Origin of the sequence: Candidimonas sp. SYP-B2681, assembly GCF_003971065.1 — a bacterium.
Taxonomy (GTDB): domain Bacteria; phylum Pseudomonadota; class Gammaproteobacteria; order Burkholderiales; family Burkholderiaceae_B; genus Pollutimonas.
On the sequence record NZ_RYDV01000004.1, the window covers coordinates 316,209 to 340,881 of the forward strand.

General features: G+C 57.8%; 23 protein-coding genes. 18 read left to right on the forward strand and 5 right to left on the reverse strand.

Annotated elements, in window-relative coordinates:
- The first annotated feature begins 30 nt into the window (after window positions 1-30).
- Entirely contained in the window at window positions 31-1,083 is a 1,053-nt protein-coding gene (locus EKL30_RS10955) for a substrate-binding domain-containing protein (protein WP_126707257.1), read from the forward strand.
- Between the two features lie 76 nt (window positions 1,084-1,159).
- Here the strand turns inward: EKL30_RS10955 and EKL30_RS10960 are convergent, their stop codons facing one another.
- Window positions 1,160-2,572, reverse strand: a complete 1,413-nt coding sequence (locus EKL30_RS10960; protein ID WP_126707331.1) for a 3-deoxy-D-arabino-heptulosonate 7-phosphate synthase — start codon at window positions 2,570-2,572, stop codon at window positions 1,160-1,162.
- Between the two features lie 382 nt (window positions 2,573-2,954).
- Between EKL30_RS10960 and EKL30_RS10965 the strand changes: the two genes are divergently transcribed.
- On the forward strand, window positions 2,955-4,523 hold the full coding sequence (locus EKL30_RS10965; RefSeq protein WP_126707258.1) for an ABC transporter substrate-binding protein: 1,569 nt from the start codon (window positions 2,955-2,957) through the stop codon (window positions 4,521-4,523).
- A gap of 15 nt (window positions 4,524-4,538) precedes the next feature.
- Here the strand turns inward: EKL30_RS10965 and EKL30_RS10970 are convergent, their stop codons facing one another.
- Complete coding sequence (locus EKL30_RS10970; RefSeq protein WP_126707259.1) at window positions 4,539-5,456, reverse strand: LysR substrate-binding domain-containing protein; 918 nt, start codon at window positions 5,454-5,456, stop codon at window positions 4,539-4,541.
- Window positions 5,457-5,475: 19 nt separating this feature from the next.
- Here EKL30_RS10970 and EKL30_RS10975 point away from each other — a divergent pair, with 19 nt between their 5' ends.
- The 8 genes from EKL30_RS10975 to EKL30_RS11010 are packed head-to-tail and all read left to right on the forward strand — an operon-like array spanning window position 5,476 to window position 13,204.
- Window positions 5,476-6,609: an FAD-binding oxidoreductase gene (locus EKL30_RS10975; protein ID WP_126707260.1), complete on the forward strand. Its 1,134-nt coding sequence runs from the start codon at window positions 5,476-5,478 to the stop codon at window positions 6,607-6,609.
- Window positions 6,590-6,886, forward strand: a complete 297-nt coding sequence (locus EKL30_RS10980) for a (2Fe-2S)-binding protein (protein ID WP_126707261.1) — start codon at window positions 6,590-6,592, stop codon at window positions 6,884-6,886. Before EKL30_RS10975 ends, EKL30_RS10980 begins: the two co-directional genes overlap by 20 nt.
- Window positions 6,883-8,283 carry an FAD/NAD(P)-binding oxidoreductase gene (locus EKL30_RS10985; protein WP_126707262.1) on the forward strand — a complete coding sequence of 467 codons (1,401 nt, stop codon included), beginning with the start codon at window positions 6,883-6,885 and terminating at the stop codon, window positions 8,281-8,283. The genes EKL30_RS10980 and EKL30_RS10985 overlap by 4 nt, the downstream gene beginning before the upstream one ends.
- A complete protein-coding gene (locus EKL30_RS10990) occupies window positions 8,280-9,434 on the forward strand; it encodes an FAD-binding oxidoreductase (protein ID WP_126707263.1) in 1,155 nt (384 codons plus the stop codon). Before EKL30_RS10985 ends, EKL30_RS10990 begins: the two co-directional genes overlap by 4 nt.
- Window positions 9,431-10,372 carry an ABC transporter permease gene (locus tag EKL30_RS10995; RefSeq protein WP_126707264.1) on the forward strand — a complete coding sequence of 314 codons (942 nt, stop codon included), beginning with the start codon at window positions 9,431-9,433 and terminating at the stop codon, window positions 10,370-10,372. Before EKL30_RS10990 ends, EKL30_RS10995 begins: the two co-directional genes overlap by 4 nt.
- Window positions 10,369-11,232 (forward strand): ABC transporter permease, encoded by an 864-nt coding sequence (locus tag EKL30_RS11000; RefSeq protein WP_126707265.1) that lies wholly within the window; start codon window positions 10,369-10,371, stop codon window positions 11,230-11,232. Before EKL30_RS10995 ends, EKL30_RS11000 begins: the two co-directional genes overlap by 4 nt.
- Before the next feature lie 2 nt (window positions 11,233-11,234).
- Window positions 11,235-12,233, forward strand: a complete 999-nt coding sequence (locus EKL30_RS11005) for an ABC transporter ATP-binding protein (protein WP_126707266.1) — start codon at window positions 11,235-11,237, stop codon at window positions 12,231-12,233.
- Entirely contained in the window at window positions 12,230-13,204 is a 975-nt protein-coding gene (locus tag EKL30_RS11010) for an ABC transporter ATP-binding protein (protein ID WP_126707267.1), read from the forward strand. The genes EKL30_RS11005 and EKL30_RS11010 overlap by 4 nt, the downstream gene beginning before the upstream one ends.
- Window positions 13,205-13,408: 204 nt before the next feature.
- Here EKL30_RS11010 and EKL30_RS11015 read toward each other — a convergent pair whose 3' ends face one another.
- On the reverse strand, window positions 13,409-14,329 hold the full coding sequence (locus EKL30_RS11015; protein ID WP_126707268.1) for a LysR family transcriptional regulator: 921 nt from the start codon (window positions 14,327-14,329) through the stop codon (window positions 13,409-13,411).
- Window positions 14,330-14,444: 115 nt separating this feature from the next.
- Between EKL30_RS11015 and EKL30_RS11020 the strand changes: the two genes are divergently transcribed.
- Genes EKL30_RS11020 through EKL30_RS11050 form a run of 7 tightly spaced genes read left to right on the forward strand, consistent with a single transcriptional unit; the run spans window position 14,445 to window position 20,927 of the window.
- Window positions 14,445-15,599 (forward strand): iron-containing alcohol dehydrogenase family protein, encoded by a 1,155-nt coding sequence (locus tag EKL30_RS11020; protein ID WP_126707269.1) that lies wholly within the window; start codon window positions 14,445-14,447, stop codon window positions 15,597-15,599.
- A gap of 21 nt (window positions 15,600-15,620) precedes the next feature.
- A complete protein-coding gene (locus tag EKL30_RS11025; protein WP_126707270.1) occupies window positions 15,621-16,496 on the forward strand; it encodes a TauD/TfdA family dioxygenase in 876 nt (291 codons plus the stop codon).
- A gap of 56 nt (window positions 16,497-16,552) precedes the next feature.
- Window positions 16,553-17,530, forward strand: a complete 978-nt coding sequence (locus EKL30_RS11030; RefSeq protein WP_126707271.1) for a tripartite tricarboxylate transporter substrate binding protein — start codon at window positions 16,553-16,555, stop codon at window positions 17,528-17,530.
- A gap of 27 nt (window positions 17,531-17,557) precedes the next feature.
- On the forward strand, window positions 17,558-18,730 hold the full coding sequence (locus EKL30_RS11035) for an alpha-hydroxy acid oxidase (RefSeq protein ID WP_233583018.1): 1,173 nt from the start codon (window positions 17,558-17,560) through the stop codon (window positions 18,728-18,730).
- Window positions 18,727-19,146, forward strand: coding sequence for a nuclear transport factor 2 family protein (locus tag EKL30_RS11040; protein WP_126707273.1), 420 nt, complete (start codon window positions 18,727-18,729; stop codon window positions 19,144-19,146). The genes EKL30_RS11035 and EKL30_RS11040 overlap by 4 nt, the downstream gene beginning before the upstream one ends.
- A gap of 12 nt (window positions 19,147-19,158) precedes the next feature.
- The gene (locus EKL30_RS11045; RefSeq protein WP_126707274.1) at window positions 19,159-19,929 is read left to right on the forward strand and encodes a fumarylacetoacetate hydrolase family protein; all 771 of its coding nucleotides are present in this window, start codon (window positions 19,159-19,161) and stop codon (window positions 19,927-19,929) included.
- Window positions 19,926-20,927, forward strand: a complete 1,002-nt coding sequence (locus EKL30_RS11050; protein ID WP_126707275.1) for an NADPH:quinone reductase — start codon at window positions 19,926-19,928, stop codon at window positions 20,925-20,927. The genes EKL30_RS11045 and EKL30_RS11050 overlap by 4 nt, the downstream gene beginning before the upstream one ends.
- Window positions 20,928-21,236: 309 nt before the next feature.
- Here the strand turns inward: EKL30_RS11050 and EKL30_RS11055 are convergent, their stop codons facing one another.
- Together EKL30_RS11055 and EKL30_RS11060 are read right to left on the reverse strand one after the other, a co-directional pair.
- Window positions 21,237-22,211: a tripartite tricarboxylate transporter substrate-binding protein gene (locus tag EKL30_RS11055; protein ID WP_126707276.1), complete on the reverse strand. Its 975-nt coding sequence runs from the start codon at window positions 22,209-22,211 to the stop codon at window positions 21,237-21,239.
- A 30-nt stretch (window positions 22,212-22,241) separates the two neighbouring features.
- Window positions 22,242-23,408: a mandelate racemase/muconate lactonizing enzyme family protein gene (locus EKL30_RS11060; protein WP_126707277.1), complete on the reverse strand. Its 1,167-nt coding sequence runs from the start codon at window positions 23,406-23,408 to the stop codon at window positions 22,242-22,244.
- Between the two features lie 103 nt (window positions 23,409-23,511).
- Between EKL30_RS11060 and EKL30_RS11065 the strand changes: the two genes are divergently transcribed.
- Window positions 23,512-24,426, forward strand: coding sequence for a LysR substrate-binding domain-containing protein (locus EKL30_RS11065; protein ID WP_126707278.1), 915 nt, complete (start codon window positions 23,512-23,514; stop codon window positions 24,424-24,426).
- Window positions 24,427-24,673: the final 247 nt, after the last annotated feature.

Consider the following 24,673-nt stretch of genomic DNA (forward strand, 5'->3'; position numbering starts at 1 on the left):
TCGGCCCTTAGACGATAAAAAAGCGAATACATGGCCCTCAAAGAACAAACCCTGACCGCGACGAAAAAAATCAAAAGGGTCACCGTTCATGACGTGGCTCGCGTAGCAGGCGTCGCAATCGGTACGGTTTCGCGCGTCGTTAACGACGCGCCATCGGTCACCGAAGAAGTGCGCAGCAAAGTCTTAAAGGCCATTTCGGAATTGGGCTGGACACCGAACGCCGCCGCGCAAGGAATGCGCGGCGTCTCTGCCCGCATGATCGGCTTCATCTTCTCCGACATTCGCAACCCCCTGTATTCCTCGATGGTAAAAGGGGCGGAGGACGCCTTGTCCGACAAAGGCTACATGCTCGTGGTGGCCAGCAGCAACAGTCAGCCTGAACGCGAAGTGGCGTTGGTCAAGCTGTTCACACGACGTCGCGCCGACGGCTTGTTATTCACGGTAGAGGAAGAGTCCGATGCCGACATGCTGCAGACCATAAAGGCTGCGCGCTTTCCTGTCGTGCTGATCGAACGTGAACTCGCCCTACCCATCGATACGGTCGGTGCCGACCACTTCAACGGCACGCGCCAGGCCACGGAATACTTATTAAGTCTGGGCCATCGCCGTATCGCCATGATCAGCGGCGGCAAGACCAACCGCGTCGGGCGCGACCGGCTCAGCGGTTTCCTGCAAGCACATCAGCATGCCGGCGTACCGGTAGATCGCGAGCTGTTGCGCCTGGACAGCTTTGCCACCGAATATGGGTTCAGGGAAACGCAGGTACTCTTGGGAATGAGCAAGCGACCCACTGCCATCATCTCATCAGGCATGCACCTATTAAGCGGTGTTCTTGAAGCCGTGCGCATGAAGGGCCTGGACATCCCAGGCGATATATCGCTGATTACCTCAAACGATACCGAACTGGCGCGGCTGGCGACCCCTGCAATCAGTGTGATTCGTTATGACCCCTACGCGCTAGGACGCGAGGCAGCGTTGCAGCTATTGCGCAGAATCGCGCGCGAGACGCCGGTAGAACCCATACGGATAGAAATACCCACCGAGTTCGTGTTGCGGCAATCGTGCTCTCCGCCTCGCAGCTAGGCGATTTCATCAAAGAAGCCGGCTTTCAGCCGCCCTGTTGAGAAACACGAGGCGCGTCGGGAAAATTCGATCTCGTTCAAGATCGTACGTCATCTCGCACTGCCCCAGCGGTGCCGTTGATCGCCGCCAGCAGGTCTTCAGTATGAACCATCAATTCACGTACCTGGTGCTGTATCGCGTATTGGTGAAGCACAGAACCCCACCGTGGCGATTCCAACAACTCATGCCAAACAGGCTCCAGGTCTTGAGCATCGGCATGTTGCTTCGACGCCAGCGTACTGGCGAATTCCACACTGGCCTGCGCGGACAAAAGTTGCATTCGGCTGGCCGCGCTTAGCAGACGCGGAGCCGCTTCGGCAGGCGCATCAGAGCAATAGAGAACCGCCCGCGTTAAATTCGTCTTATCGGCGGTTAACGCCCTTAGTGATGCACCGCGCAGGCGCACTATTCCCTGCTTGGTTTCAAAAGGATAAGCGAGCGTCTCCTCGGCATGCGCAAGCAGGCGTAACCCTCTCAGCAGCCGCGATAGATCGGTCGTCGCGGCATCCACGGAGGCCTTCGCTTCGACAAGCAAACAAACGTCCCATTCTGCCATTGCGTCATCGGTCGACGCCCGCCTTAGCAGCACCACGTCCCACTCGCTTTTGGCGCGATCGAAACTGCCAGGTATTGAGGCCGGCACGCGCATCGAGGTCACGACGCGGTATATCGCCGCCGCACCCTCTTCTTCGTTAAGCCGCCACGCCAGCGCCTCGAGCGCCTGCGTGGCCAACGCTTCGACTGCTGCTCCACGCTGTTGCGAGGCAGCGCCTTGCGCAAGGGCTGTACGGCTTCCTGAACGAGGGCCTTGCGCGTCCCACAGAGATTGATACTGACGCACAATTTCGTCCGAACCCAAGACGTCGAGACGCCGCAGGCGCTCCAATGCGGGACTATCCAGGAGCCGCGTCAAATCAAGTAAAAATGCCGATTCGTTCTTGATTTCAGGCATCAGCGACAAGCGTTGCGCGGTATCGAAAAGCTCTGACCAGGACGCCCTGGAAGCGCAGGTATGCAATTGAGCCAATGCATCGCGTTGTCTACCTAGAGGGATTCGCTGCTGCTTGCCCGGATGAGCGAATGCATTAACGGCCGCATGAACCGAACGGCGATCTTGATCTGCGCGCTGGGACAGCGAAGCGTACTCACGAACGTGCGCAGCCCGGTGGCGGAGCACCATGGCCTGAAAGGCGGGGTCTCCGACCTCGGCGCGCATTGCCTCATGAATCATCTGCGCCAACGCGTCGATGAAATGGCGCTTCAGTTTAGCGTCCGGCACTTCGCCGCGAACCGTTGCCCGGCGCGCCTGCTCGATGGCGATGGCCAGCGTCGTCGCGGAGCCGGCGTTTTGGGTCTGAGAAAATTCGGCAGCGATCTCCGGCAAGCGATAACGTCGAGCGACGACGCTCAATACCTTGTCGAGGAAAGATGAAGGCGGCAGCAGGGACATAAACATAGTGGATACATTGGAAATCGAACTGCGCGTCATGGCATGGCGCTGTGCCGAGCCTAGATTGGCAATAATAGTATTGTTCCCAAAATCCTTGCAGGAACATCGCCGCGGGTTGTCCTAACTCGTTTGCCCGGCATCCGTAATTCGCCGTAAGCGGGACGAATCGCCGGTTTGGCCCCTTGGGGTAAACCCGACTCTATGTAAACACTGATCGTAGGTAGAAACCCGCATCTGTTAAGAGAGGGTCCTAGGAGACCATCCCTTCTTTCTCCAGTCCATAACCTTTAGGAATACGATGGTTCCATAAAGGACTTTGACGTTACTTGATGAAGATCCTAGGATTGCCCTCGTTACAGCCACATTAAAACCAGGGGCAACCATGAAACTAAAAACGCTGTCTATCGTATCGTCCGCCGTGCTGGCCTTAAGCGCGAGCGTGTCTTCTTCCGTCTACGCACAGGGCACTGAACGGCCCATGCTGCGAATCAGCTCGGGCGCGTCCGACAACGCCACGCTCGACCCGCATCGCGCCACCTCCACAGCCGACAAGGGCGTCGCCAGCCAAATGTTCGATGGTCTCGTTCGCTTTGCGCCGGGCAGCGCCGATCCCACGAAACTGGAGGCTGATCTGGCCGAAAGCTGGGAAGCGTCGAAAGACAGCACCGTCTGGACGTTCAAGCTGCGCAAAGGCGTCAAGTTTCATGGGGGCTACGGCGAGGTCAAGGCCGAAGACGTGGTCTATTCTCTGGAGCGAGCTGCAGATCCGAAACGCTCCAGCTTCGCCGCAAGCTTTGCTGGCGTCGAGAAATTTGAAGCCGTTGATGATTACACGGTGCGGGTGACGCTCAAGTATACGGACTCGGGTTTCCTTGGACGGGTGTCGGATTATCACGGCGGGAATATTGTCAGCAAGGCGGCGGCCGAGAAGCTAGGTACCAAGTTCGGCGCTTCGCCCATCGGTACGGGCCCCTTCGCCTTTGGCGAGCATGTGACGCAGCAATATGTGCGGCTGGATGCCAATGACGAGTACCACCGCGGCAAGCCGAAACTCGCCGGCATCACCTACCGCATGATTCCTTCCGACAGCGCTCGGGATCTGGCCTTTTCCTCGAAGGAAATCGACATCATCCAAGGCAAGCGCGAACAGCGCTGGGTGGAGCGCGCCCGCAAGCGGGATGTGAATGTCGACATTTTCGAACCGGCTGAATTTCGGATTCTGCATCTGAACCGTAATATCAAGCCACTGGACAACGTCAAGGTACGCCAGGCGATCGCCGAGGCGGTCAACGTGGACGAGATCATTCGTTATGCGGGCAAGGATGTGGCGTCCAAAGGTTGTTCCATCGTGCCTGAAGGCTACCTAGGCCACGATTGCAGCGCAGGTGCCTACAAGCACGATGCCGGGCACGCCAAGGCCTTGCTGGCCGAGGCAGGCTTCCCAAATGGCATCGAAATCAAGTCCATCGTGTCGAATATTTCGGCCCAACTGCCCATCATGGAAATCGTGCAGTCGCAGCTGGCCAAGTCCGGCATCAAGCTGGAGCTGGTGGTAGTGGACCATGCGACGTATCAGGCGCGCAGCCGCCAGGATCAGAGTGCCATCGTGTTCTATGGCGCGGCCCGTTTTCCCAACGCCGACGCCTACCTGTCCGAGTTCTTTGATTCAGCGGCGGCAATCGGATCGCCCACTGCCATGTCGAACTTCTCGCACTGCACAGTGGCCGATGAAAGCATACGGGCCGCGCGTGTCGAGCCGGATAATGCCAAGCAGTTGGCCCTCTGGAAAGACGCACAAGCCAAGATCCACGCTGACGTATGCGGCATTCCCCTCTTCGGTCTGAAGCAGGTGTGGGCCCACGGCAGCCACGTGGACTACGGCTACAAACTGGACGGTTCTTTGAACCTGGCGCCGCCGATCACGGAGAAGACCTCCGTGAAGACCAAATAAGCCGCAGTGGCCCGGTCATTGACCATGAAGCAGTTCAGCCGACACTTCTTGTGCCACTACGCGGGCCTCGTGCATGAACGCCTCGACGAGGCGGGCATTGCGGGAGGCCCGCATGCGGCACAACTGAAACTTGAAGAAGATGTCAGGATCGAACCGGCGCAGCGCAATACGACCCTGTGTGCCTTCGGCGAACAGCGGATGAATCAACGAGACGCCCATGCCGGCCGCGACGAATTCGCACACCGTGGGCGCAGTCACCGTGTCAAGCACGTGGTTAAGTCGCGCGCCCACCGCGTCGAAGGCTTTCTGGACCAGTTCGTCGGTCTGGCTGCCCGTCGCAAACGACACGAAGGGCACGCCGTCCAGGTCCGAGGCGCGGATAACGCGTTTTTTGGTCAGCGCATGGTTCATCGGCATGGCGCAAAACAACGGCGACGAAATCAGCGGTTCCCGATCGATGTAGGGGTTCTCCACTCGGCTGCCGACCAACGCGACGTCGATCTGTCTTGTCACCATCCAGTCGGCCAGAAATTGCGAGCCTCGGGTCTGGATCGACACATGGACGTTGGGATGCGCTTTGATGAAATTCATGGTGACGCGGCGCACGAACGAGCCCGACAAGGCGGGCATGACGCCTACCGTCAGCTGCCGCTGCTCGTCGCGCCGTATCGAGTCAACCGCTTGTTCAAGCTGGCGCAGGCCAGTAAACACGCGGTCGACTTCTTCATAAAGGCGCATGCCATGACTCGTGGGCGCCAGTTTTCCTCGCACCCGGTCGAACAGGCTCAGGCCAGTGTCTTCTTCCAATTTGCTCAGGAGCTTGCTGACAGCAGGTTGCGATACAAACAGCGCATCCGCTGCGCGACTGACGGTGCCCAGTTCGATCACCGCTTTGAAAGCCTCGACCTGCCGAAGGTTGAGCGACTTGTTCATACTTTTCCATCAAATCAACATGCCAAGAACTGAATCTTATGACGTAATTGTCATCGGCGGTGGCATGGTGGGCGCAGCCGTCGCCTACGGCTTGGCCAACAATCATACCCGGGTGCTCGTACTGGACGGCGGCGATACCGACTTTCGCGCCGCCAAAGCCAATTTCGGTCTTGTATGGGTACAAGGCAAGGGTTATGGCAACCCGGCGTATCAACGGCTATCCCACGAAGCGGCCCAGCTTTGGCCGCTCTTCGCCAACCGGTTGACGGACGAGACCGGCATACGCCTGGATTACGAAAGCAAGGGTGGCCTTAATTTCTGCGTGGGCGAATCGCAGTGGGAAGCGCGCCAGGCACGGCTATCGCAATGGCATGGAGAGATGCCAGAACGCGCCCCCTGCACGGAGATGCTGGACCGCAGCGCTCTACAAAAGCTGCTACCCGGTGTGCGCCTGGGCGATGACGTCAGCGGGGCGAGTTTCGGCGCCACCGACGGGCATGTCAATCCACTGCGCCTGCTGGCCGCTTTGCAGAAAGGCCTGGTCCGGCGAGGGGGAACCTTGCTGGGCAACCATGCCGTGGATCGCATATCCCCCTTGAGCAAGGGAGGCTTTTCAGTACACGCCAATCATCAGCGGTTCGATGCAGCGCAGATCGTCATTGCGGCGGGGCTGAGTTCGTCCGCCTTGGGTTCTATGGTCGAGCTGGACGTGCCCTTGCGCCCGCAACGCGGACAGCTGATGGTGACCGAGCGTCTAGCGCCGCTACTGCCGCTGCCAGCGAGTGGAATCCGTCAGACGCAGGAGGGAACGGTCATGATAGGCCTGACTCAAGAGGACGTTGGCTTCGACCTGAGCACGACGCCCGCGGCGGCGGCCCAGATGAGCCGAAAGGCCTTGCAGGTGCTGCCCGATCTGGCCGCGGCCCGTTTGATCCGCCAGTGGTCCTGCCTGCGCATCATGACTCCTGATGGCTGTCCGGTTTACGCGGAATCGGCCGTCTACCCTGGCGCGTGGATTGCGCTTTGCCACTCTGGCGTCACCTTGGCGTCATTCCATGCGGGACCTTTGGCGAGCTGCCTGCGCAACGCCAAGCTGGAACCCCGTCTGAATTTTTTTCATCATGAGCGATTCGATGTTTCATCAATTGAGTGATCCCGGCGCGCAAGCGCTTACCCTAAGTATCGATGGCCAGCGTGTCACAGCCAGTCCGGGCGAAACCGTTGCCTCGGTCTTATTGCGGCAGGATTCGCCTGTTGCGCGCAGCACGCCTGTCCATGGCAATCCGCGCGCCCCCTACTGCATGATGGGTGTCTGCTTTGATTGCCTTGCCACGGTGGATGGCGTTGCATCGACGCAGACCTGTCTGGTTGCCGTCCGTGACGGCATGACGGTCGAACGCCAGCATGGCAAGCGGAGCATCACAACATGACGCGCAAATACGATTTGACGATTATTGGCTCCGGCCCGGCCGGCATGAGCGCCGCTATTCGCGCTTCCGGCCTAGGATTGAAAGTGCTGGTCGTGGATGAGCAACCAGCACCCGGGGGCCAAATCTGGCGCGCCGTCGAAGCCGTAGCCGAGACAGAAACCGGGAAGCTGCTGGGCGACGAATACCGCGCCGGACAAGCCGTGGCGCGAGAGTTCAGGGGCTGCGGCGCCGACTACCAGCCAAACACGCAGGTGTGGCAGCTGGAGCCGGGCTGGCATATTTACATGAGCCAAGCCCAGGAAGCCGAAATTGTGCAGGCAGACAACGTGTTGCTGGCAACAGGCGCGCAAGAGCGGCCGGCGCCCTTTCCGGGCTGGACCTTGCCGGGCGTGATGACCGTCGGCGCCGCGCAGATTACCTTGAAGGTTTCGCATCAGGTTCCAACGGATCCGGTTTGGATCGCAGGCAGCGGGCCACTGGTACTGCTGTACATGACGCAGTTGCTGAAGGCCGGCGGAAAGATCGCCGGTTGGCTGGACACGGCGCCGGCGGGAAGCTGGCGGCGCGGCATGCCGCATTTCCTGGCGGCCATGGGAAGCTGGCGCGACATGCGTAAGGGATATCAATGGATCAAAGGCCTGCAGGCCGCCAAGGTGCCTATCATCCGTGGCATCCGCCAGTTTCGTGCGGAAGGTGAAGGCCGGCTCACCCACGTCGTGTATGAAAGCAGCGATGGCGCCACGCAGCGCGTGCCAGCCCGCCTGTTGCTGGTACATGAAGGCGTTGTGCCATCCATACACATGACGAAGTCACTGGAGTGCACTCATACGTGGCTACCCGCCCAGGCATGCCTTGCGCCCAATGTGGACGCCTGGGGCCAAACCAGTCAGGCCGGTGTGTTCGCGGCCGGCGACGCCACCGGCATTGGAGGCGCGCGTGCGGCGCAACTACGCGGCGAGATCGCGGCGGTAGGCGTGGCGCTGCGCCTGAACAAGATAACCGCGCAGGAAGCCGAACGCCTCGCCCTGCCCCTACGCGGCAAGCTGAATAAAGAATTGGCTATCCGGCCCATGCTGGACGCCATGTATCCTCCGGATCGGCGCGTGTTCCAGCCCTCGGACGACACCATCGTGTGCCGCTGCGAAGAGCTCACGGCAGGCGACATCCGGGCAGCAGCCAAAGTCGGTAAACCGGGCCCGAATCAGATCAAGTCAATCACACGGGCGGGCATGGGGCCTTGCCAAGGTCGTCAATGCGGCTACACCATCGCCCATATCCTGGCGGCAGAGCAGAAGTGCGACGTCAGCGAGATGGGCTTCTACCGTATTCGACCGCCACTGAAACCCTTGACCCTCGGCGAGCTCGCTTCGCTGGATATCGGAGACGACCTGCCATGACGGGCCAAATCTACGACGTCGCCGTCATCGGAGGCGGTCTGCACGGTTTATCGGCAGCGCTGCATCTGGCGCGCGCCGGTAAGCGCGTGATCGTGATTGAACGGGCCTGGGTTGGCCGCCACGCCTCGGGTGCGACCGCCGCAGGGGTACGCACCCTGAACCGCGACCGCGGAGAACTGGACCTGTCTCTGGAATCCATGGAGATGTGGCATGGTTTACAGGCGCTGGTGGGCGACAACTGCGGCTTTCAAGCCAGCGGCCAGATCTGCGTTGCCGAGAGCCCAGCTACGCTGGATCGCCTCGCGTCGCGCGTGGCAACCTTGCGCAAGGACGGCTACACGCACGAAGAGCTGATCGGCCCCGACGAGTTGCGCCGCTGGCTGCCCGCGCTCAGCCACCATTGCGTAGGCGCATCCCTTGCCCGACGCGATGGTGCGGCGGATCCGCATCGCTTGCTGCGCGCATTTCGACAAAGCGCGGAAACGGCAGGCGTCGTCATCAAAGAGCAGTGCGGCGTCACCGGCATCGAGCGTCGCGGCAGCGACTGGGCGGTGAAGACCAACCAGCACGAATGGGTCGTCCCCGTTATCGTGAACGCCGCTGGCGCCTGGTCCGCCAGGGTGGCGGCCATGGTCGGCGACGATATCCCGCTGGCCACGAAATCGTCCATGATGATGGTCAGCGAGCGGCTGTCGCCCTTCATCAAGCCGGTGGTGTCGATCATGGGACGGTCGCTGTCGTTCAAGCAATCGGACCAGGGTACGCTGGTCATCGGTGGTGGGCTGCAAGGCATACCCGATCTGGATAAAGAGACATCGACGGCTAGAATGCGTATTCTCGCCAAGGGCGCGCGCGCGGCTACCGATTTGTTTCCCGGTGTGCGTACGATCCGGATTATCCGCGTTTGGGCCGGACTCGAAGCGAAAACAGACGATATGCTGCCTGTGGTGGGGGCGTCCCCCAACGCTCCAGGCGTTTTCCATGCGTTCGGGTTTTCGGGCCACGGCTTTCAGTTAGTCCCGGTGGTCGGTGCTGCGCTGACTGACTTGATTGTGCGCGGTACGACCGCGCGCAGGATTGAAAACCTTAGCGCTCAACGGCTCATGGCCGCCGATACGGCGAAAAAGACTTTGACGGAGCCATTCCCATGATGCGTTTTGCCATTAAACGGCTGCTGCTGGCCGTTCCAACCTTGCTGGCCATGTTGACCGTGGTCTTCATCCTTGTGCGGCTAGTGCCTGGAGATCCCGCGGCAGTCATGTTAGGCGACCAGGCCAGCGCCGAAGCCCTGGCGGCGCTACGCATACAGCTGGGCCTGGATCAACCTGTGCTGCAGCAATACCTGACTTTCCTGGGCAATATACTTACTGGCGATTTCGGCGTGTCCATGTCCACAGGCAGGAGCGTGTTGCACGAAGTCGCACAGGTGCTTCCCTGGACTTTGCAATTGACCGCCGCGGCGATCCTGATCGGTTCGATCTTCGGCTTGCCTTTGGGCGTGTGGGCGGCGCTACGGCGCAACGCTTGGCCGGATTATCTGGGGCGCCTGCTGTCCTTGACGGGCCTGTCCTTTCCCGCCTTCGTGTCGGCCATCCTGATGCTGCTGGTCTTTGCCATTCAGCTGAACTGGTTTCCCGTCATTAGCTCGACAAATGCGGACGACTGGGGCTCGCAATTGCGCAATCTGGCGCTGCCGGCTTTCAACCTGGGCCTCATCATGATGGCCTATGTCATGCGGGTAACGCGCTCTTCCATGCTGGGCGTGATGGGCGAAGACTATATTCGCACCGCACGCGCGAAGGGCATCCGGCCCATGCGGCTGATCTTGCGCCATGGCTTGCGAAATGCATTGATCCCGATTGTGACCGTCGTGGGTCTGTACTTCGGCACCCTTATCGGCAATTCGGTATTGACCGAAATTGTTTTTAATCGGCCGGGCCTGGGCAAGCTGATCCTGGGCGCTCTAAATGTGCGCGACTACACCTTGCTGCAGGGGCTGATGATCGTGTTCGCCTCCTGCGTGATTGTCGTCAATCTTCTAACCGACCTGATCTACGGGCTGGTCGACCCAAGGGTGAAATACCAATGAGTGCTATCGTTTCCGTTGCGCCACGGCCCAATGCGCTATGGCTGGCATTGCGCAAGAACCGCCTGTCCTGGGTGGGTCTGGGACTATTGCTTTTGCTTGTGTTCGCGGCCGTTTTCGCGCCTTGGCTTGCCCCGCACGATCCCTTGCAGCAAAACATCGCCTATCGCCTCGAGCCGCCCTCCGCCGAATTTTGGCTGGGCACCGACAGCTATGGCCGCGATGTGCTCTCGCGCCTGATCTATGGGACGCGGGTGTCGCTGCTGGTGGGCTTCGTGGCCATCCTCATCGCGATGGCCATAGGCTCCTCCCTGGGCGTACTCGCCGGCTATATTGGCGGACTGTTCGACCGCCTGGTAATGGGACTGGTCGACGTACTGCTGTCCTTCCCTACTCTGGTACTGGGACTGATGATCGCAGCCATGCTCGGTGCCAGCCTGGAAAACCTCATCATCGCCATCGCCATCACTGAAATCGCGCCCTTCGTACGGGTAGCCCGTGCCCCCACCATCGCCATGAAGCAGCGCGACTTTATCGAAGCGGGGCGGGCGCTGGGCTATGGCCCGCTGCGCTTAATGGGCATACACATCGTGCCCAACATGATCTCCGATGTGGTGGTGCTGGGCTCCTTGTGGATGGCTTCTGCGATCCGAACCGAAGCCTCGCTCAGCTTCATCGGCCTGGGCGTGCCGCCCCCCACAGCGACTTGGGGCAGCATGATAAGGGAAGGCTTCGAGAATATCCTGGACGCCTGGTGGCTAACCGTTTTCCCCAGCCTCGCCATTCTGCTCACGGTACTGGCCTTAAATCTGCTTGGCGATGCTCTAAGGGATGCCATTGATCCCAAGCTTCGCTCGGAGTAAGCATGCAAACCACCACACCTACCCTCGAACTTCGGAACCTGAGCACCGAATTCCGCATCGCCGGCAAGTGGCACGCGGCCATACGGAACGTGTCGCTGTCCGTCGACAAAAACGAAACGCTGGCTATCGTAGGCGAGTCAGGTAGCGGCAAGAGCGTGACCGCCTTGTCGATACTGCGCCTAATGCCTCAGACCGGTGCGCGCCATGGCGGCGGCGAGGTGCTGCTGGAAGGCAATGATCTCTACAAGCTTTCCGAGAAGCAGATGTCCCGGTTGCGCGGCGATGCCATCGCGATGATCTTCCAAGAGCCGATGACCTCGCTGAACCCGACGATGACCGTCGGCGACCAGATCGCAGAAGCGGTGCGCCAGCATCGCAAGCTGAGCTGGAGCGAAGCGCGGAAAATTGCGCTAGAGGTCCTGGAGGAAGTCAAGATCCCGGGCGCGGCGAAGCGCTTCAACGATTACCCACATCAATTCTCGGGCGGCATGCGCCAGCGCGTGATGATCGCCATGGCGCTGGCTTGCAAGCCCAAGGTACTGCTGGCCGACGAGCCGACGACCGCACTGGACGTCACGATACAGGCGCAGATCCTGACCTTGCTGGACGATCTGAAGAAAGCCTACGGCATGTCGGTGATCTTCATTACGCACAACTTGGGCGTTGTGGCGCAGATAGCCGACCGCGTTGCCGTCATGTATGGCGGTGAAGTCGTCGAACTGGCCGAGGTAAACGCGCTCTTTGCGCGTCCGGCTCACCCCTATACGGAAGCCTTGCTGCGCGTCATGCCGCGCGTCGATTCCAATGCGGCGACCCTGGACCCCATACCGGGCAGCGTACCGGCCATTACGGCCATGCCTACAGGCTGCACCTTTGCGGCACGATGCGCACTGCGCGAGCCGATCTGTGAAACCCAACATCCACCCTTGACCGAACTTCCCGGCAGCAAACAACAAGTCCGTTGCTTCGTGCGGGCTCGTCAAGCTGAAGGACACGCATGAATACTCTCTTGCAAGTACGCAACCTGGTCAAACGCTTCGAAAGCGGCGGCGGCTGGCTCGGCGCACCCAAGCAAATCGTCAGAGCCGTCAATGACGTATCGTTCGACGTCGCCCGAGGGCAGTCCATTGGACTGGTAGGCGAATCCGGCTGCGGCAAATCCACCGTCGCGCGGACGCTATTGCGCTTGATAGAACCTGATTCGGGGTCGATTCACTTTAACGGCATCGACGTGCGTCAGGCCGACGCAGCGCAGCTTCGGCAACTGCGCCAGCGAATTCAAATCGTGTTTCAGGACCCGTTTGCCTCACTGAACCCACGGCGCACCGTCCGGCAGACGCTAGCCGAACCGCTGCAGGTACACCGCCTTGGCAAGCCAGCCGACATTGAAGCGAAAATTACCAAGACGCTGGACGAAGTCGGCCTGCCGCAGTCTGCCATGGATCGCTATCCCCACGAGTTCTCCGGGGGCCAGCGGCAGCGCATCGGTATCGCGCGCGCCCTGGTGCTCGACCCCGAACTGATCGTCGCCGACGAGCCGGTATCCGCGCTAGACGTATCGGTACAGGCTCAAATCCTGCAACTGCTCGAGCGCCTTAAAATCGAAAGGCAACTGTCGTTCGTGTTCGTCTCGCATGACTTGGGCGTCGTTCGCCATTTTTGCGACGAGGTTTGTGTCATGTATCTCGGCCGCATCATCGAAAGCGGTCCTACCGCGCAGGTATTGGACGCCCCGCTCCATCCATACAGCCGTGTACTTCGGGACTCCTCCCCCGTGCCCGATCCAGCGGCCCGCATCAAGCTGTCCAGAATCGTAGGTGAAGTTCCGTCCCCCACAAATTTACCTTCTGGCTGCACCTACCATCCGCGCTGCGCACGTATGCAGCCGGAATGCAAGGTTGCGGCGCCCGCCTTGCTCGATATAAAGGCAAACAGGCAGGCAGCGTGTTTCTTTCCAGTGGCAGAGCCTTGATCAATGAGCCAGTCGTTGAAAGTGGGCGGCGGCTTTTTTCTTGAAATCCCAAGAACTTAGAAAACGGTTGCTGACCCCCCGGACGCCGTCGCACGCACTGCTTCAGGCCCCCCAAGAAAAGCGGCCGGATCGCTAGGCTTGTTAGGGCCTTAGGGCCGTCGACCATGGAAATCCGGACGCTAAATGAAGCCCTGGCGGGACAGTTTATGTGCCGACTGACGGGCTCACCCAGTTTGTATCCTGAAAATGCGTCCGTAAATGGTCGACGAACAAGCGCACCTTGTAGGGCAGGTAGCGCTTGCTCTGTACGATGGCGTAAATTTCCAGTCCTTGGCATTTATAGTCAGGCAACACGACCTTGAGGCGGCCATCCGCAATGAGCCCCTCAACCATATAGCGCGGATGCATCGAGATGCCGTAATGGCGTTGCGCAAGGTGCAGTAAGGATTCGCCCAAGTTTGAGTTAAACGAACCGCTAGTCTGAACCGTATGCAGCTCACCCTTGTCGTCGGTAAAGTGCCAAGATCCCGTTGGCGCTTTCAGTGAATGCAGCAAGCAGTTGTGCCGCTTCAAATCGACGGGGTGTATTGGTCGACCTAACCGCTCAAGGTATTCCTTCGTAGCGACCAGCACTTGCGGCACCACCGCAATCTTGTAGGCGATCTGACTCGTGTCTCGTAAACGGGGCGCAATTCTCACCGATAGGTCCATGTTTTCCGCGATCAGGTCGCTTCGGCCATCATCCAGCTGCAAGGTGACCTGCACCTCGGGATAGGTCTCCAAGAACGCCTGAATCGCAGGGGCCAAATGAACCGCCCCGAACGACGGAGGCGAGCCCACGCGAATTCTTCCAGTAGGACGCTGGACCGAGCTGCGGACCAAGTCTTTCAACTCACTGATCGCTCGCGGCACGCTGTCGGCATTGCGCAGCAAAATTTCGCCGCTCTCCGTAAGGCTCACTCGCTTGGTGTTTCGCTGTAATAGCTGGGTTTCAAAAGTTTTCTCAAGCCACGCGATCTTCTTAGTCACGACAGACCGACTGGTGCCGAGCCGTTCCGCCGCTTTCGTAAAGCTGAGGCCTTTCGCGACTTCCACAAACACTTCTATACACTCGACAGTATTCATACCTTCTTACGCCTATTGTTCTTGAAAAGGAAACAGTGATTTTGCCATCCTTCCCTATGCATCCGCAATCGACCCCCATAGAATGGCCCTAATTCTTGATCCACATCAAATTTAAATGACCATACCTAGCATCGACTACCACCTGTTTGGAACGCACGTCCGTTTTGGAGCCGGCTGTGCTGAATCCTTGCGCCTCGAACTGAACGCATTGGGAAGCACGCTTCCGGTCGTTTTGATGCAGGAGCGCATGGCAGCCTCAGAAGCTTGGGCCACGCTGCGTCAAACCTTAAGTGGCATGGAAACCCGGATATTCACTTCTGTGCCGACGCACAGCAGCGTGCAGTGGGTGGAATCGGTGGCAAGGGACCTCGTCGACTCCGGATGTGACAGCATCGTCGCGATCGGGGGCGGCAGCGTGTCCGATTCAGCAAAAGCGCTGTCAATGTTGCTTTCCGAGGGCGGCTGTCTGGCAGATCATGCAACGCGGTTCACGCCTCCCTCAACTGTCGAAATTCCTTCACGGACTCGTGCGAAGCTACCGATCATTTCGTTGCCGACAACCGCTTCAGCTGCAGAGGTCACACCTTCATTCGGCGTACGGGACGGCGACCACAAGCTGCTCTTCTGGAATAGGCAATTGGCCAGTACGTCGGTACTGATCGACCCGGAATTGAGCCGCGATATTCCCTTGAAGCTAATGCGCTACACCGCAATGAACGGCTTGGCGCACTGCTTTGAAGGCATGTACTCGAGAAACAGATCGCTGTTCTCTGACGGCATTGCGCTCCAGTCGGTCGAACTATTTGCCCAGGCGCTTACCGACGAGTCCATGAGCCCGAACGAGCAGCGCTGGCGTCTTCTACTGGCAGGACATTTGTCTGGAGTTGTGCTGTCAATGGCCAGGACGTGTTTGCACCATGCGATCTGTCACGTCATTGGTGCCAGGCACAACGTAGGGCACGGCGAAGTAAACACCATCCTCCTGCCACACGCGCTTCGGTTCAATGAGCAGGTCGCCAGTGCAAACCTTGCGCCTGCATTGGTGGTATTGAATAGTGTGTCGGGTACAGGGCACCTAAGCGTTGCCGACTGGGTTGCAGCAGTGATCCAGCGATTGGACTTGCCCTCGTCCCTGTCGGAAGTCGGCATCACCCAAGACGATTTGCCGGCCATTGCGGAACAAACAATGAAAGAGCGCGGGCTCGCCGTCAATCCCCGCTCGGTTACCCATTCTGATCAGGTCTTGTCCATCCTTAGGCAAGCCGCGTAATACACCATAGAGGAACAGCTAATGAGAATAGAACCAAAGGTCAGTGGACTGGGCGCCACAATTCACGATATTGATCTGTCGAAGCCATTGAGCGCCGAGAATTACAAGGCGATCGAACAGGCATTGGGGCAATATGGCGTAGTCAGCTTTCCAAATCAAGAGCTTACAGCCAAGCAACTGCGCGATTACGCCGAGAATTTCGGCAAGCTGGAAATCAACGTTGCCAACATGTACCACGATGAGCAGTATCCGGAAGTCATGATTCTTTCGAACATAAAAGAGAACGGACAGCCAATCGGGTTGAGCGACGCCGGCCAGGATTGGCACACGGACATGTCTTACAGCAAAACCATCGCCTTCAGCAACGTGTTGTATGGCATCAAGATCCCCTTCCGCGATGGCGAATCGTTAGGAAACACGGCTTTCTGCAATATGCATGCTGCCTACGAGGATCTCCCTGAAGGATTGAAGGTTGAACTCGACGGCATGACCGTGACGCATGACTTCAACAAATTCTGGGAGATGATGCGCCGTAAGGAGGGCAGCTCCCGCCCGCCCTTGACGGAAGAACAGCGTAAGCGGAAGCCACCCGTCTCGCATCCCATATTCCTGACGCACCCGATCACTGGTCGTAAGGTGCTATACGCAAATCCTGGGTATTCCATGCGCGTCAATGAGCTGCCAGAAGCGCGTAGTAATGAGGTTCTCCAATTCCTGTTCGAACACCAGACGCAGGAAAAGTATCGCTACCGCCACCCGTGGGCTGAAGGCGACGTGCTGATGTGGGACAACATGGGCACGATTCACAATGCAGTTGCGGACTACAGCCCGGATGAGCGCCGGCTGATCAAGCGTTGTCAGGTCATGGCTGACAAATATTTCCCTGAGCTGTACTGACCCACCGCTTGACCAAAACGACAGACATAAAACCATAATTCATACTGGAGATTGAAATGAAGCTAATAAAGAACCTGGCGATCGTCGCCGCTACGATTGCATGCCTGACGGTTGGGGCCGCTAGCGCCGCCGACTTTCCGGATCGACCTGTACGCATGGTCATTGGCTACTCTGCCGGCGGCCCTACCGACGTGATAGCGCGCGTAGTAGCCAAGCACATGAGCAGTCACTTGGGCCAATCCGTGGTCGTGGAAAACAAGCCCGGTGCCAGTGCGCATATAGCGGCCAACGATGTCATGAACTCTGCGCCCGATGGATATAAGGTGCTAGTGACTTCACTGACGCTCAATGTGAATCCCCTGCTGTATCCGGATCGCTATAACTACGACGCAACGAAGGTATTCGAGCCCGTCAGCAATTTCGCCAGCCTGCCCATGGTCGTGGTGACTAATTATGATTCGCCATACAAGGATCTGCAGAGCCTCATTGCGGACGCCAAGGCAAACCCGGAAAAACTGACATTCGGATCATCCGGATTTGGCGGATCGGCCCATTTGGCCGCTGAAATGCTTGCGACGCAGGCTGGGATTGAAATGATTCACGTCCCGTTCAAGGGCAATGGTCCGGCATTGCAGGAAATGATCGCGGGACGCATCTCGTTCATGTTCTATCCCAGCATTGGCATTGCCAACTATGTTGCGGACAAGCGGCTTCGTGTACTGGCGGTAGGCACTCAAGCACCGCATCCGGATTTTCCGGGCGTACCTACGCTGGAAAGCGCGGGGATGACCGGTTTTGAAGAAGGCGCCCCCTTTGTCGGCATGTTGGCTCCGGCAGGCACCCCCCAGGAAATCGTTGCGAAACTAAACAAGGCTGCGGTAGCCGCGATTTCCTCGCCGGAAGTAAAGGAGCAGCTCAAACAGCTCGGGGCACAAGTTATTGGGGATTCGCCAGAAGAATTCCGTAAGTTCCTGGTAGCTGACAAGGAGCGGTGGGCGGCGGTGATCAAGAACGGTAACGTTACACCCGAATGAGATCACTGGCAAACTATGCGATCGAACATGAATGACTGTTATTCCATCGAACGCCTTCGCGAGGCAGCCCGATCACGGCTGCCTCGTGGCGTGTTTGACTTTTATGACGGTGGCGCTGAAGACGAGGTGACACTGACCGACAACTGCGATGCATTCCAGCGAGTGCGGCTGTCGCCACGCGTCCTGCGCAACGTTGCCCACGTGGATATGTCAGCACAATTATTCGGCTTGCCTATGGGGTTGCCCATTGCGATTGCCCCGACGGGAGCTGTCGGTTTCGGCTGGCGTGGCGGCGACGTCGCGCTTGCTCAGGCAGCGGCTAAATACGGCATACCTTATACGCTCTCAACGTCGGCGACCGCCTCCATCGAGGAAATTGCCGATAAGGCGCCCGGGCGGCTGTGGTTTCAAGCCTATATCCTGCAAGACAAGGCGCGCCTGAACGCGCTCATAGACCGCGCCGAGGCGGCGGGCTACGAAGCCCTGGTCATCACTGTAGACCTTCCTGTCGGTGGCAAGCGGGAACGAGACCTGCTCAACGGTTTAAGTTTCCCGATGAAGCTCGGGTACAAGAATATCGGGCAGTTTGTCAGGAAACCCTTCTGGTCGCTAGACATGCTATTGCGAAAGCCCCCGTTTATGCCGAGTCTCCAGGGCTTGGCGTCATTGCAAACGGATAAGACAAAGATGCAGGGCGTGGCCGGCATGAATTACGACCCGGCATTCGACCTGACGGCGCTGCGCGCGCTGCGTGACCGTTGGCCGCGGAAACTGATCGTCAAGGGTATCGTGAATCCACTGGACGTCGACGCCATTCTCGATGTGGGCGTCGACGCGTTGGTCGTGTCCAACCATGGCGGGCGGCAGCTGGATACAGGCGTGGCCACGCTGGATGCCTTGCCGGGCATCGTGCGCGCCGTGAACAACCGTGTCCCTGTGTTGATCGATGGCGGTATTCGCCGGGGTAGCGATGTATTCAAGGCTCTGGCACTTGGGGCGAGCGGCGTGCTATCAGGCCGCGCAACCTTGTTCGGTGTTCTTGGCGGAGGATACCACGGGGTGGATCGTGCGCTGGCCATATTGGGTGATGAATTGAGAAGGACGATGCAACTGTGTGGGACCCCAACGTTGGCTGACATCGATTCTTCAGTTTTGGCGCAGCCCACCTCTAACCGTGGCAAAGAAGAAGCGGCGATATGAATCACGATATGAAGCAGTGTGAGAATCAGGTGACGCTGTTTTTTCGTCACCTGGATGAGCGGAGGTACGACGCCTTGGTGGCGCTGCTCGCGTCGGATGCCGTATGGCATCGTCAGGGAAAAGTACTTGAAGGCCCGTCAGCAGTCCACGCAGCGTTAATGCAGCGGTCGGCAACGATGAAAATTGCACACATCATTACCAACCTGGTGTTCGATGAATACGAAACCGAACGCTGCGCGATGCGCGGCTATATGTTGGTGGTTCGGCATGAGCCTGGCGTGGAAATCTGCAAGCCATCTCCGTTGACGGGGATCGAATCGATCCGCAACATGCATATCAAAATGAAGCGTGATGCGGGCCACTGGCTGATCACCGAGCTGAACGGTGAAGACATTATTTTTGCTTTGAACGCTTAAGGAGACGAAAGGATGAGATGGCTTCGGTACAGTTTGAACGGAAAAATCAGCTACGGAATTCTTGATGATGGAGACAAGATCACTGCGGTGAATGGGGATCCACTTGGCGGATATGAGAAGACGGCAACACGGCTGCAACTGGCAGACGTGAAAATCGAAGTGCCCATCGTTCCATCTACCTTCTATTGCGTGGGCTTGAATTATGTCAAGCACATCAGCACCGAGGGCATGACGATCCCGAAGAAACCGGACGTGGGGTATCGGGCCAATAATGCCCTGCTGGCTCACGGCGAAGACGTGATCATTCCCGCCGATGCGACGCGTGTCCACTATGAAGGGGAGCTCGTCGTCGTAATCGGTAAGAAAGCGAGGAACATTTCCGTCGACGAAGTCAAGAAGTGCATCCTGGGCTATACCATTGGCAACGACGTCAGCGAGCGCAACTGGCAGGCATCGGATCGCACCTTCTGGCGTGCAAAGAACTCGGACACCTTCAAACCGATGGGCCCCTGGATTTCCACCGAAGCTGATGTATCGACCATGCAGACGGTCGTATCGGTAAACGGAGCCCAAACCACCTGCTTCGAAACGGCGGACATGCTTTTCGGAATTGAAGAGTTCATTAGCACAATGAGCGGATACCTGACATTGCATCCGGGTGACATCATCTGGATGGGGACCGATGGCAGCTCCCCTAATCTGCAACCGGGCGACCGCGTAGACGTGTCCCTGACGGGCCTCGGCACGTTGAGCAATCGTTTTGTTAAACAGGAGCTCTCATGATGCAAGCCGCGTGGTACGAGCGAAACGGACCAGCCGACGATGTGCTTCGTGTCGGGACGCAGCCCATCCCTGAGCCAGGTCTGGGCGAGGTCCGTGTACGGATTGCATGCTCAGGCGTCAACCCGTCTGACGTCAAGTCTCGGGCCGGCGGCCGGCCGGTCCGTTGGGATCTCGTGATCCCTCATAGTGACGGCGCCGGGATCATCGATAAAGTGGGCGCGGACGTGGACCCCGACCGGATGGGCGAACGCGTGTGGGTATGGAACGCCCAATACAATCGACCACATGGAACGGCGGCGGAATACGTCGTTTTGCCGGCGGCACGGGCTGTGTTCTTGCACGAGGACGTATCTTTTGAAGAAGGGGCATGCCTCGGCATTCCGGCGTTGACCGCTTATCGAGCCGTAGAGCTTGCCGAACTCGAGCCGGGCCGCACGGTACTGGTCATTGGCGGTGCTTCAGGTGTCGGTTTCTATGCGGCACAAATGGCCCGCGCGCGGGGCGCCCGCGTGATCACTACCGTCGGATCAAAGGAGAAGGCGGCATTCTTGCATAATGCGGGTCTGGGCGAGACGATCCTCTATAAAGACGAGCCGGTCGCTGACCGTGTATTGTCGATGACGAACGGTACTGGTGTGGATGCCATTATCGATATGGACTTGTCCACTACCATCGCGCTGGTAGACCGGGACGTCCTGGCGCCGCACGGCAAGTTCGTTTGCTACGGTTCCAATGAACGCGGTTTAGTGTCGGTTAACTATGCTCACTGGCTGCCTCGCTCCTTGTCACTGCATTTCTTTCTTGTCTATGAGCTCACCACTGTACAGCGGACGCGTGCGGTGGACGGAGTACAAGCGATGCTGCGTGACGGGCTTCTGCAACACCATATCGGTCCAAAGTTCGAGCTGGCCAATATCGCTTTTGCGCATCAAGCAGTGGAAAGCGGGACGACATTCGGAAACGTAACTGTGAACTGTAATGCGGGGCAACGTCGATAGCCCGTTGGACGTCGCTGCTTACGCAGCTTACCCGATCGCGCACCGAGTCATAGCGTAGACGGTGGCACCACCGCCGCCTACGTGCCCGCTTGAAACATGGGGGAGCCCACGCAGGGGCGTGACGCGTTTCAAGGAGTGTTTGAGCACAGATTGGATTAGCAAAAAAATGTTCATCGATAGCAGTATCGACGCAATCAATCGAAGCACTCTATTGGTTTGAAATATAAAGGACACCTGAACTACACCCCAGAAGTTCGACATCCAACGTTTTTGGGGTGCAGTTAATCGGACAGCCTGTTCTGCCCCTTCTTAATTAGGTTGCTGCCCCGAATCACGGATCACTTTCGCCCAGCGATCCATCTCTGCAGTCACGTATTTTTTATGTCCCGCAGGCTCTAAGCGTTCGTCGTTGATTATGGTCAAGCCCAGGGCTTCCTGTCGCCGTATAAGGTCTGGATTTTTCAATGCACTTCGAAGGGCAGTGTTTAGTTTTGCAATGACGTCGGAAGGCGTGCCGCGGGGTGCGTAAAGACCATGCCAAACCGTTACGTTGAAATTAGCCAAACCTGATTCTGCCAGGGTAGGAACCTCTGCCATCGAAGGGAGTTTGAGGCGTTGAGCGCTGGTGACAGCATACGCCTTGACCTTTTTCGCTTCGATCTGTGTCACCGCGTTGGTGGCCTGCTCGCACATGAGATCGACCTGTCCCCCCATCAGGTCAATCATAGCCGGTGCCGTTCCCTTGTACGGTACGGTAGTCATGTTGACCCCCAAAGCGCTTTGCAGCATGAGGCCACAAAGGTGTGAAGCCGATCCTACACCTGCATTGGCAAGATTAACCTTGTTGTTGTTCTCGATTATCCACTTACGGAGCTCGCCGAAGCTGTTTGCGGCCAGGGTGGGCCGGCCGATCAGGGTGGAAGGCGCTTCATTGATCAAACCCAGGAATTCGAAGTCGTCCGGCACGGTATAACTGAGCTCTTTATAGAGGGCAGGCGCCGTCGCCATGCCGATGTGATGCACGAGCAGTGTGTAGCCGTCTGCTGCCGCGCGCGCCACTTTCGCGGTGCCTATGGTGCCCCCAGCCCCGGTTGTATTTTCGACGATCACCGCTTGCCCCAGGGGTTTGCGCAGTGCTTCGGCTACGTCACGAGCAATTTTGTCGCTGGGGCCTCCAGCGGCGAACGGTACAACCAGCGTGACGGCTTTTTCGGGAAAGTCGGCTCGGGCGGCTATAGATATTCCGGCCAGCCCTAATGCCAGGATGATTTTTTGAATGTTCATAATGTTGTCTCCTCGTTATTTGTTTAGTCGCTATGCCGAAAGGGATTGCATCACGCGATACAAATCCGCCTTTCCCTCGAAACCGATACCTGGTAAATCGGGCATGGTGATGTAGCTATTTTCGACTTTCACGCCATCAGGAAAGCCGCCAAACGGCTGGAACAGATCCGGGTAGGACTCATTACCGCCCAGGCCGAGTCCAGCGGCGATATTCAGGGACATCTGATGTCCTCCATGAGGGATACAACGGCTAGCGGACCAGCCGTGCTCTTTGAGCATGTCGAGGGTGCGCAGATACTCGACCAGCCCATAGCTAAGCGCACAATCGAATTGCAGCCAGTCACGATCCGGACGCATGCCACCATAGCGAATGAGATTGCGGGCATCCTGCATGGAGAATAGGTTTTCTCCGGTGGCCATCGGGTTCTTGTAGTAGCTACGCAAAGTTGCTTGTAATTCAAAATCGAGCGGATCGCCTGGCTCTTCGTACCAGAACAGATCGTATTGCGATAGCGCTTTGGCATAGGCGATGGCGGTGTCAAGGTCGAAGCGTCCGTTAGCATCTACGCAGAGTCTCTGGCCGTCCTGCAGCACGCTAAGAATCGAGTCGATACGGCGAAGATCCTCTTCAAGCGAAGCACCACCAATTTTCTTCTTGACCACACTGTAGCCACGATCAATGTAGCTGCGCATTTCGTCTTTGAGCTTATTGTGATCTTGCTCCGGATAGTAGTATCCACCAGCGGCATAAACAAAAACCTTCTTGTTAGCGTGACCGTCGCCATAGCGGTCGGCTAATAGTTGGAATAGTGGCTTCCCTTCTATCTTGGCTACAGCATCCCAAACCGCCATGTCGATTGTGCCTATCGCCACGGAGCGTTCGCCATGTCCGCCCGGCTTTTCGTTGGTAAACATGGCATCCCAAATCTTATGTGGATCCAGGTTATTGCCGTTGGCATCAATCAGCGTGGCGGGATCTGCTTCCAGTACGCGCGGTATAAAGCGATCACGCATCAGCTTGCCTTGACCATAGCGCCCGTTGGAGTTGAATCCGTATCCAATAACGGGTTTACCGTCGCGAACGACGTCCGTGACAACCGCTACCAGACTCAAGTTCATTTTGCTAAAGTCGATGTAGGCATTTCGGATTGGTGAACTAATGGGTAGTGTTTTTTCAATGATGTTGACGATCTTCATCTGCCGCTCCTAAACTCTCCAGTTGAGTTTGGATATGGTCGGCTTTCTTGCTATTTAGAGCCAATGCTATTTTTCTCTTCTTCTATGCTTTGAAAGCACTGGCATGAACATATCTTGGCTCGAAGACTTCCTGGCGCTTGCATTGACCAAAAACTTCTCACGTGCTGCCGACTTACGCCATATGACTCAGCCGGCGTTTGGCAGACGTATCCGGGCACTCGAGGATTGGTTGGGAGCGAGCCTGTTTGACCGCAGTACGCAGCCGATCACATTGACCGAGACGGGCGAATGGTTTCGTAAAGTCGCGCAAGACCTGCTGGCACAAGTCGCACGCCTTCCCGTAGAGGCACGCACTATAGAAGAATCGTCATCGACAACGTTGCGGTTTGCGGCAACACACACGCTGTCTTTCACCTTTATGCCCAACTGGCTGCGCAGTCTAGAGCCTCGGGTGAGCGTAGGCGCCATACAGTGCGTTTCGGATATGCTGCAACGTTGCGAAGCTCTCATGCTGCAAGGCAAGGTGCAGTTCGTTCTAAGCCACTCGCATCCGCATGTCAAAGATCAGCTCGAGGCCGCAGGCTATCCATTTATCCAACTTGGGAACGACACCTTGGTTCCAGTGTCCTCAGCGGATAACCAAGGCCAACCACAGCACCGTGTGACGTCTCTAGATAGTCAAAGTTGTGCCTTACAGCTGCTTGATTACGGCGCGGAATCGGGTATTGGCCGAATCTTGCATCAAATTCTGGGGCCGCAATTGGATCGCTTATCGATCCAGACGGTTTTCACCGCGCATCTGGCCTCTGTGCTTAGGCCCATGGTGCTTAGCGGCCGTGGCATCGCGTGGTTGCCGCAATCGTTGATCGCCGATGACCTGGACGCAAAGCGCTTGGTACTTGCCGGCCCAGAGCAATGGCAGATTCCCTTGCAAGTTCGACTTTATCGCGATCGATCAAAACTGAGCCAAACGGCGGAAGGGTTTTGGGAAGCCGTTTGTGCTTCTGATCGAAACTAAGCCGTGCGTTGCACGGGTGGCCGCGGACGGAAAGAATCAGGCCCCAGGCCGTGACCGGCTTTAACGAACGCTTGGGATTGGGTGCGTGCGAAGTTCAAATCAGTCATTGTGTGGTCCGGAGGCGAAAGATAGCGTGTGACATCACTTAGGAAGCGAGAGCGAAATTCCTTTACTAAGAAATCTTCACAAGCCTAGAGAGCCTAGAGCAACATTTGTAGGATCCGATTCGAACTTAGATGTGCCACCG

Bases quoted from the DNA above. Each gene is read 5' to 3' on its own strand.
- EKL30_RS10975 (WP_126707260.1), top strand. From the start codon at position 5,476: ATGCCAAGAACTGAATCTTATGACGTAATTGTCATCGGCGGTGGCATG.
- EKL30_RS10960 (WP_126707331.1), bottom strand. From the start codon at position 2,572: ATGTCCCTGCTGCCGCCTTCATCTTTCCTCGACAAGGTATTGAGCGTC.
- EKL30_RS11060 (WP_126707277.1), bottom strand. From the start codon at position 23,408: ATGAAGATCGTCAACATCATTGAAAAAACACTACCCATTAGTTCACCA.
- EKL30_RS10990 (WP_126707263.1), top strand. From the start codon at position 8,280: ATGACGGGCCAAATCTACGACGTCGCCGTCATCGGAGGCGGTCTGCAC.
- EKL30_RS11005 (WP_126707266.1), top strand. From the start codon at position 11,235: ATGCAAACCACCACACCTACCCTCGAACTTCGGAACCTGAGCACCGAA.
- EKL30_RS10980 (WP_126707261.1), top strand. From the start codon at position 6,590: ATGTTTCATCAATTGAGTGATCCCGGCGCGCAAGCGCTTACCCTAAGT.
- EKL30_RS11035 (WP_233583018.1), top strand. From the start codon at position 17,558: ATGAATGACTGTTATTCCATCGAACGCCTTCGCGAGGCAGCCCGATCA.
- EKL30_RS11015 (WP_126707268.1), bottom strand. From the start codon at position 14,329: ATGAATACTGTCGAGTGTATAGAAGTGTTTGTGGAAGTCGCGAAAGGC.
- EKL30_RS10995 (WP_126707264.1), top strand. From the start codon at position 9,431: ATGATGCGTTTTGCCATTAAACGGCTGCTGCTGGCCGTTCCAACCTTG.
- EKL30_RS10970 (WP_126707259.1), bottom strand. From the start codon at position 5,456: ATGAACAAGTCGCTCAACCTTCGGCAGGTCGAGGCTTTCAAAGCGGTG.
- EKL30_RS10985 (WP_126707262.1), top strand. From the start codon at position 6,883: ATGACGCGCAAATACGATTTGACGATTATTGGCTCCGGCCCGGCCGGC.
- EKL30_RS11020 (WP_126707269.1), top strand. From the start codon at position 14,445: ATGACCATACCTAGCATCGACTACCACCTGTTTGGAACGCACGTCCGT.
- EKL30_RS11050 (WP_126707275.1), top strand. From the start codon at position 19,926: ATGATGCAAGCCGCGTGGTACGAGCGAAACGGACCAGCCGACGATGTG.
- EKL30_RS11025 (WP_126707270.1), top strand. From the start codon at position 15,621: ATGAGAATAGAACCAAAGGTCAGTGGACTGGGCGCCACAATTCACGAT.
- EKL30_RS11045 (WP_126707274.1), top strand. From the start codon at position 19,159: ATGAGATGGCTTCGGTACAGTTTGAACGGAAAAATCAGCTACGGAATT.
- EKL30_RS11055 (WP_126707276.1), bottom strand. From the start codon at position 22,211: ATGAACATTCAAAAAATCATCCTGGCATTAGGGCTGGCCGGAATATCT.
- EKL30_RS11065 (WP_126707278.1), top strand. From the start codon at position 23,512: ATGAACATATCTTGGCTCGAAGACTTCCTGGCGCTTGCATTGACCAAA.
- EKL30_RS11000 (WP_126707265.1), top strand. From the start codon at position 10,369: ATGAGTGCTATCGTTTCCGTTGCGCCACGGCCCAATGCGCTATGGCTG.
- EKL30_RS11040 (WP_126707273.1), top strand. From the start codon at position 18,727: ATGAATCACGATATGAAGCAGTGTGAGAATCAGGTGACGCTGTTTTTT.
- EKL30_RS11010 (WP_126707267.1), top strand. From the start codon at position 12,230: ATGAATACTCTCTTGCAAGTACGCAACCTGGTCAAACGCTTCGAAAGC.
- EKL30_RS10965 (WP_126707258.1), top strand. From the start codon at position 2,955: ATGAAACTAAAAACGCTGTCTATCGTATCGTCCGCCGTGCTGGCCTTA.
- EKL30_RS10955 (WP_126707257.1), top strand. From the start codon at position 31: ATGGCCCTCAAAGAACAAACCCTGACCGCGACGAAAAAAATCAAAAGG.
- EKL30_RS11030 (WP_126707271.1), top strand. From the start codon at position 16,553: ATGAAGCTAATAAAGAACCTGGCGATCGTCGCCGCTACGATTGCATGC.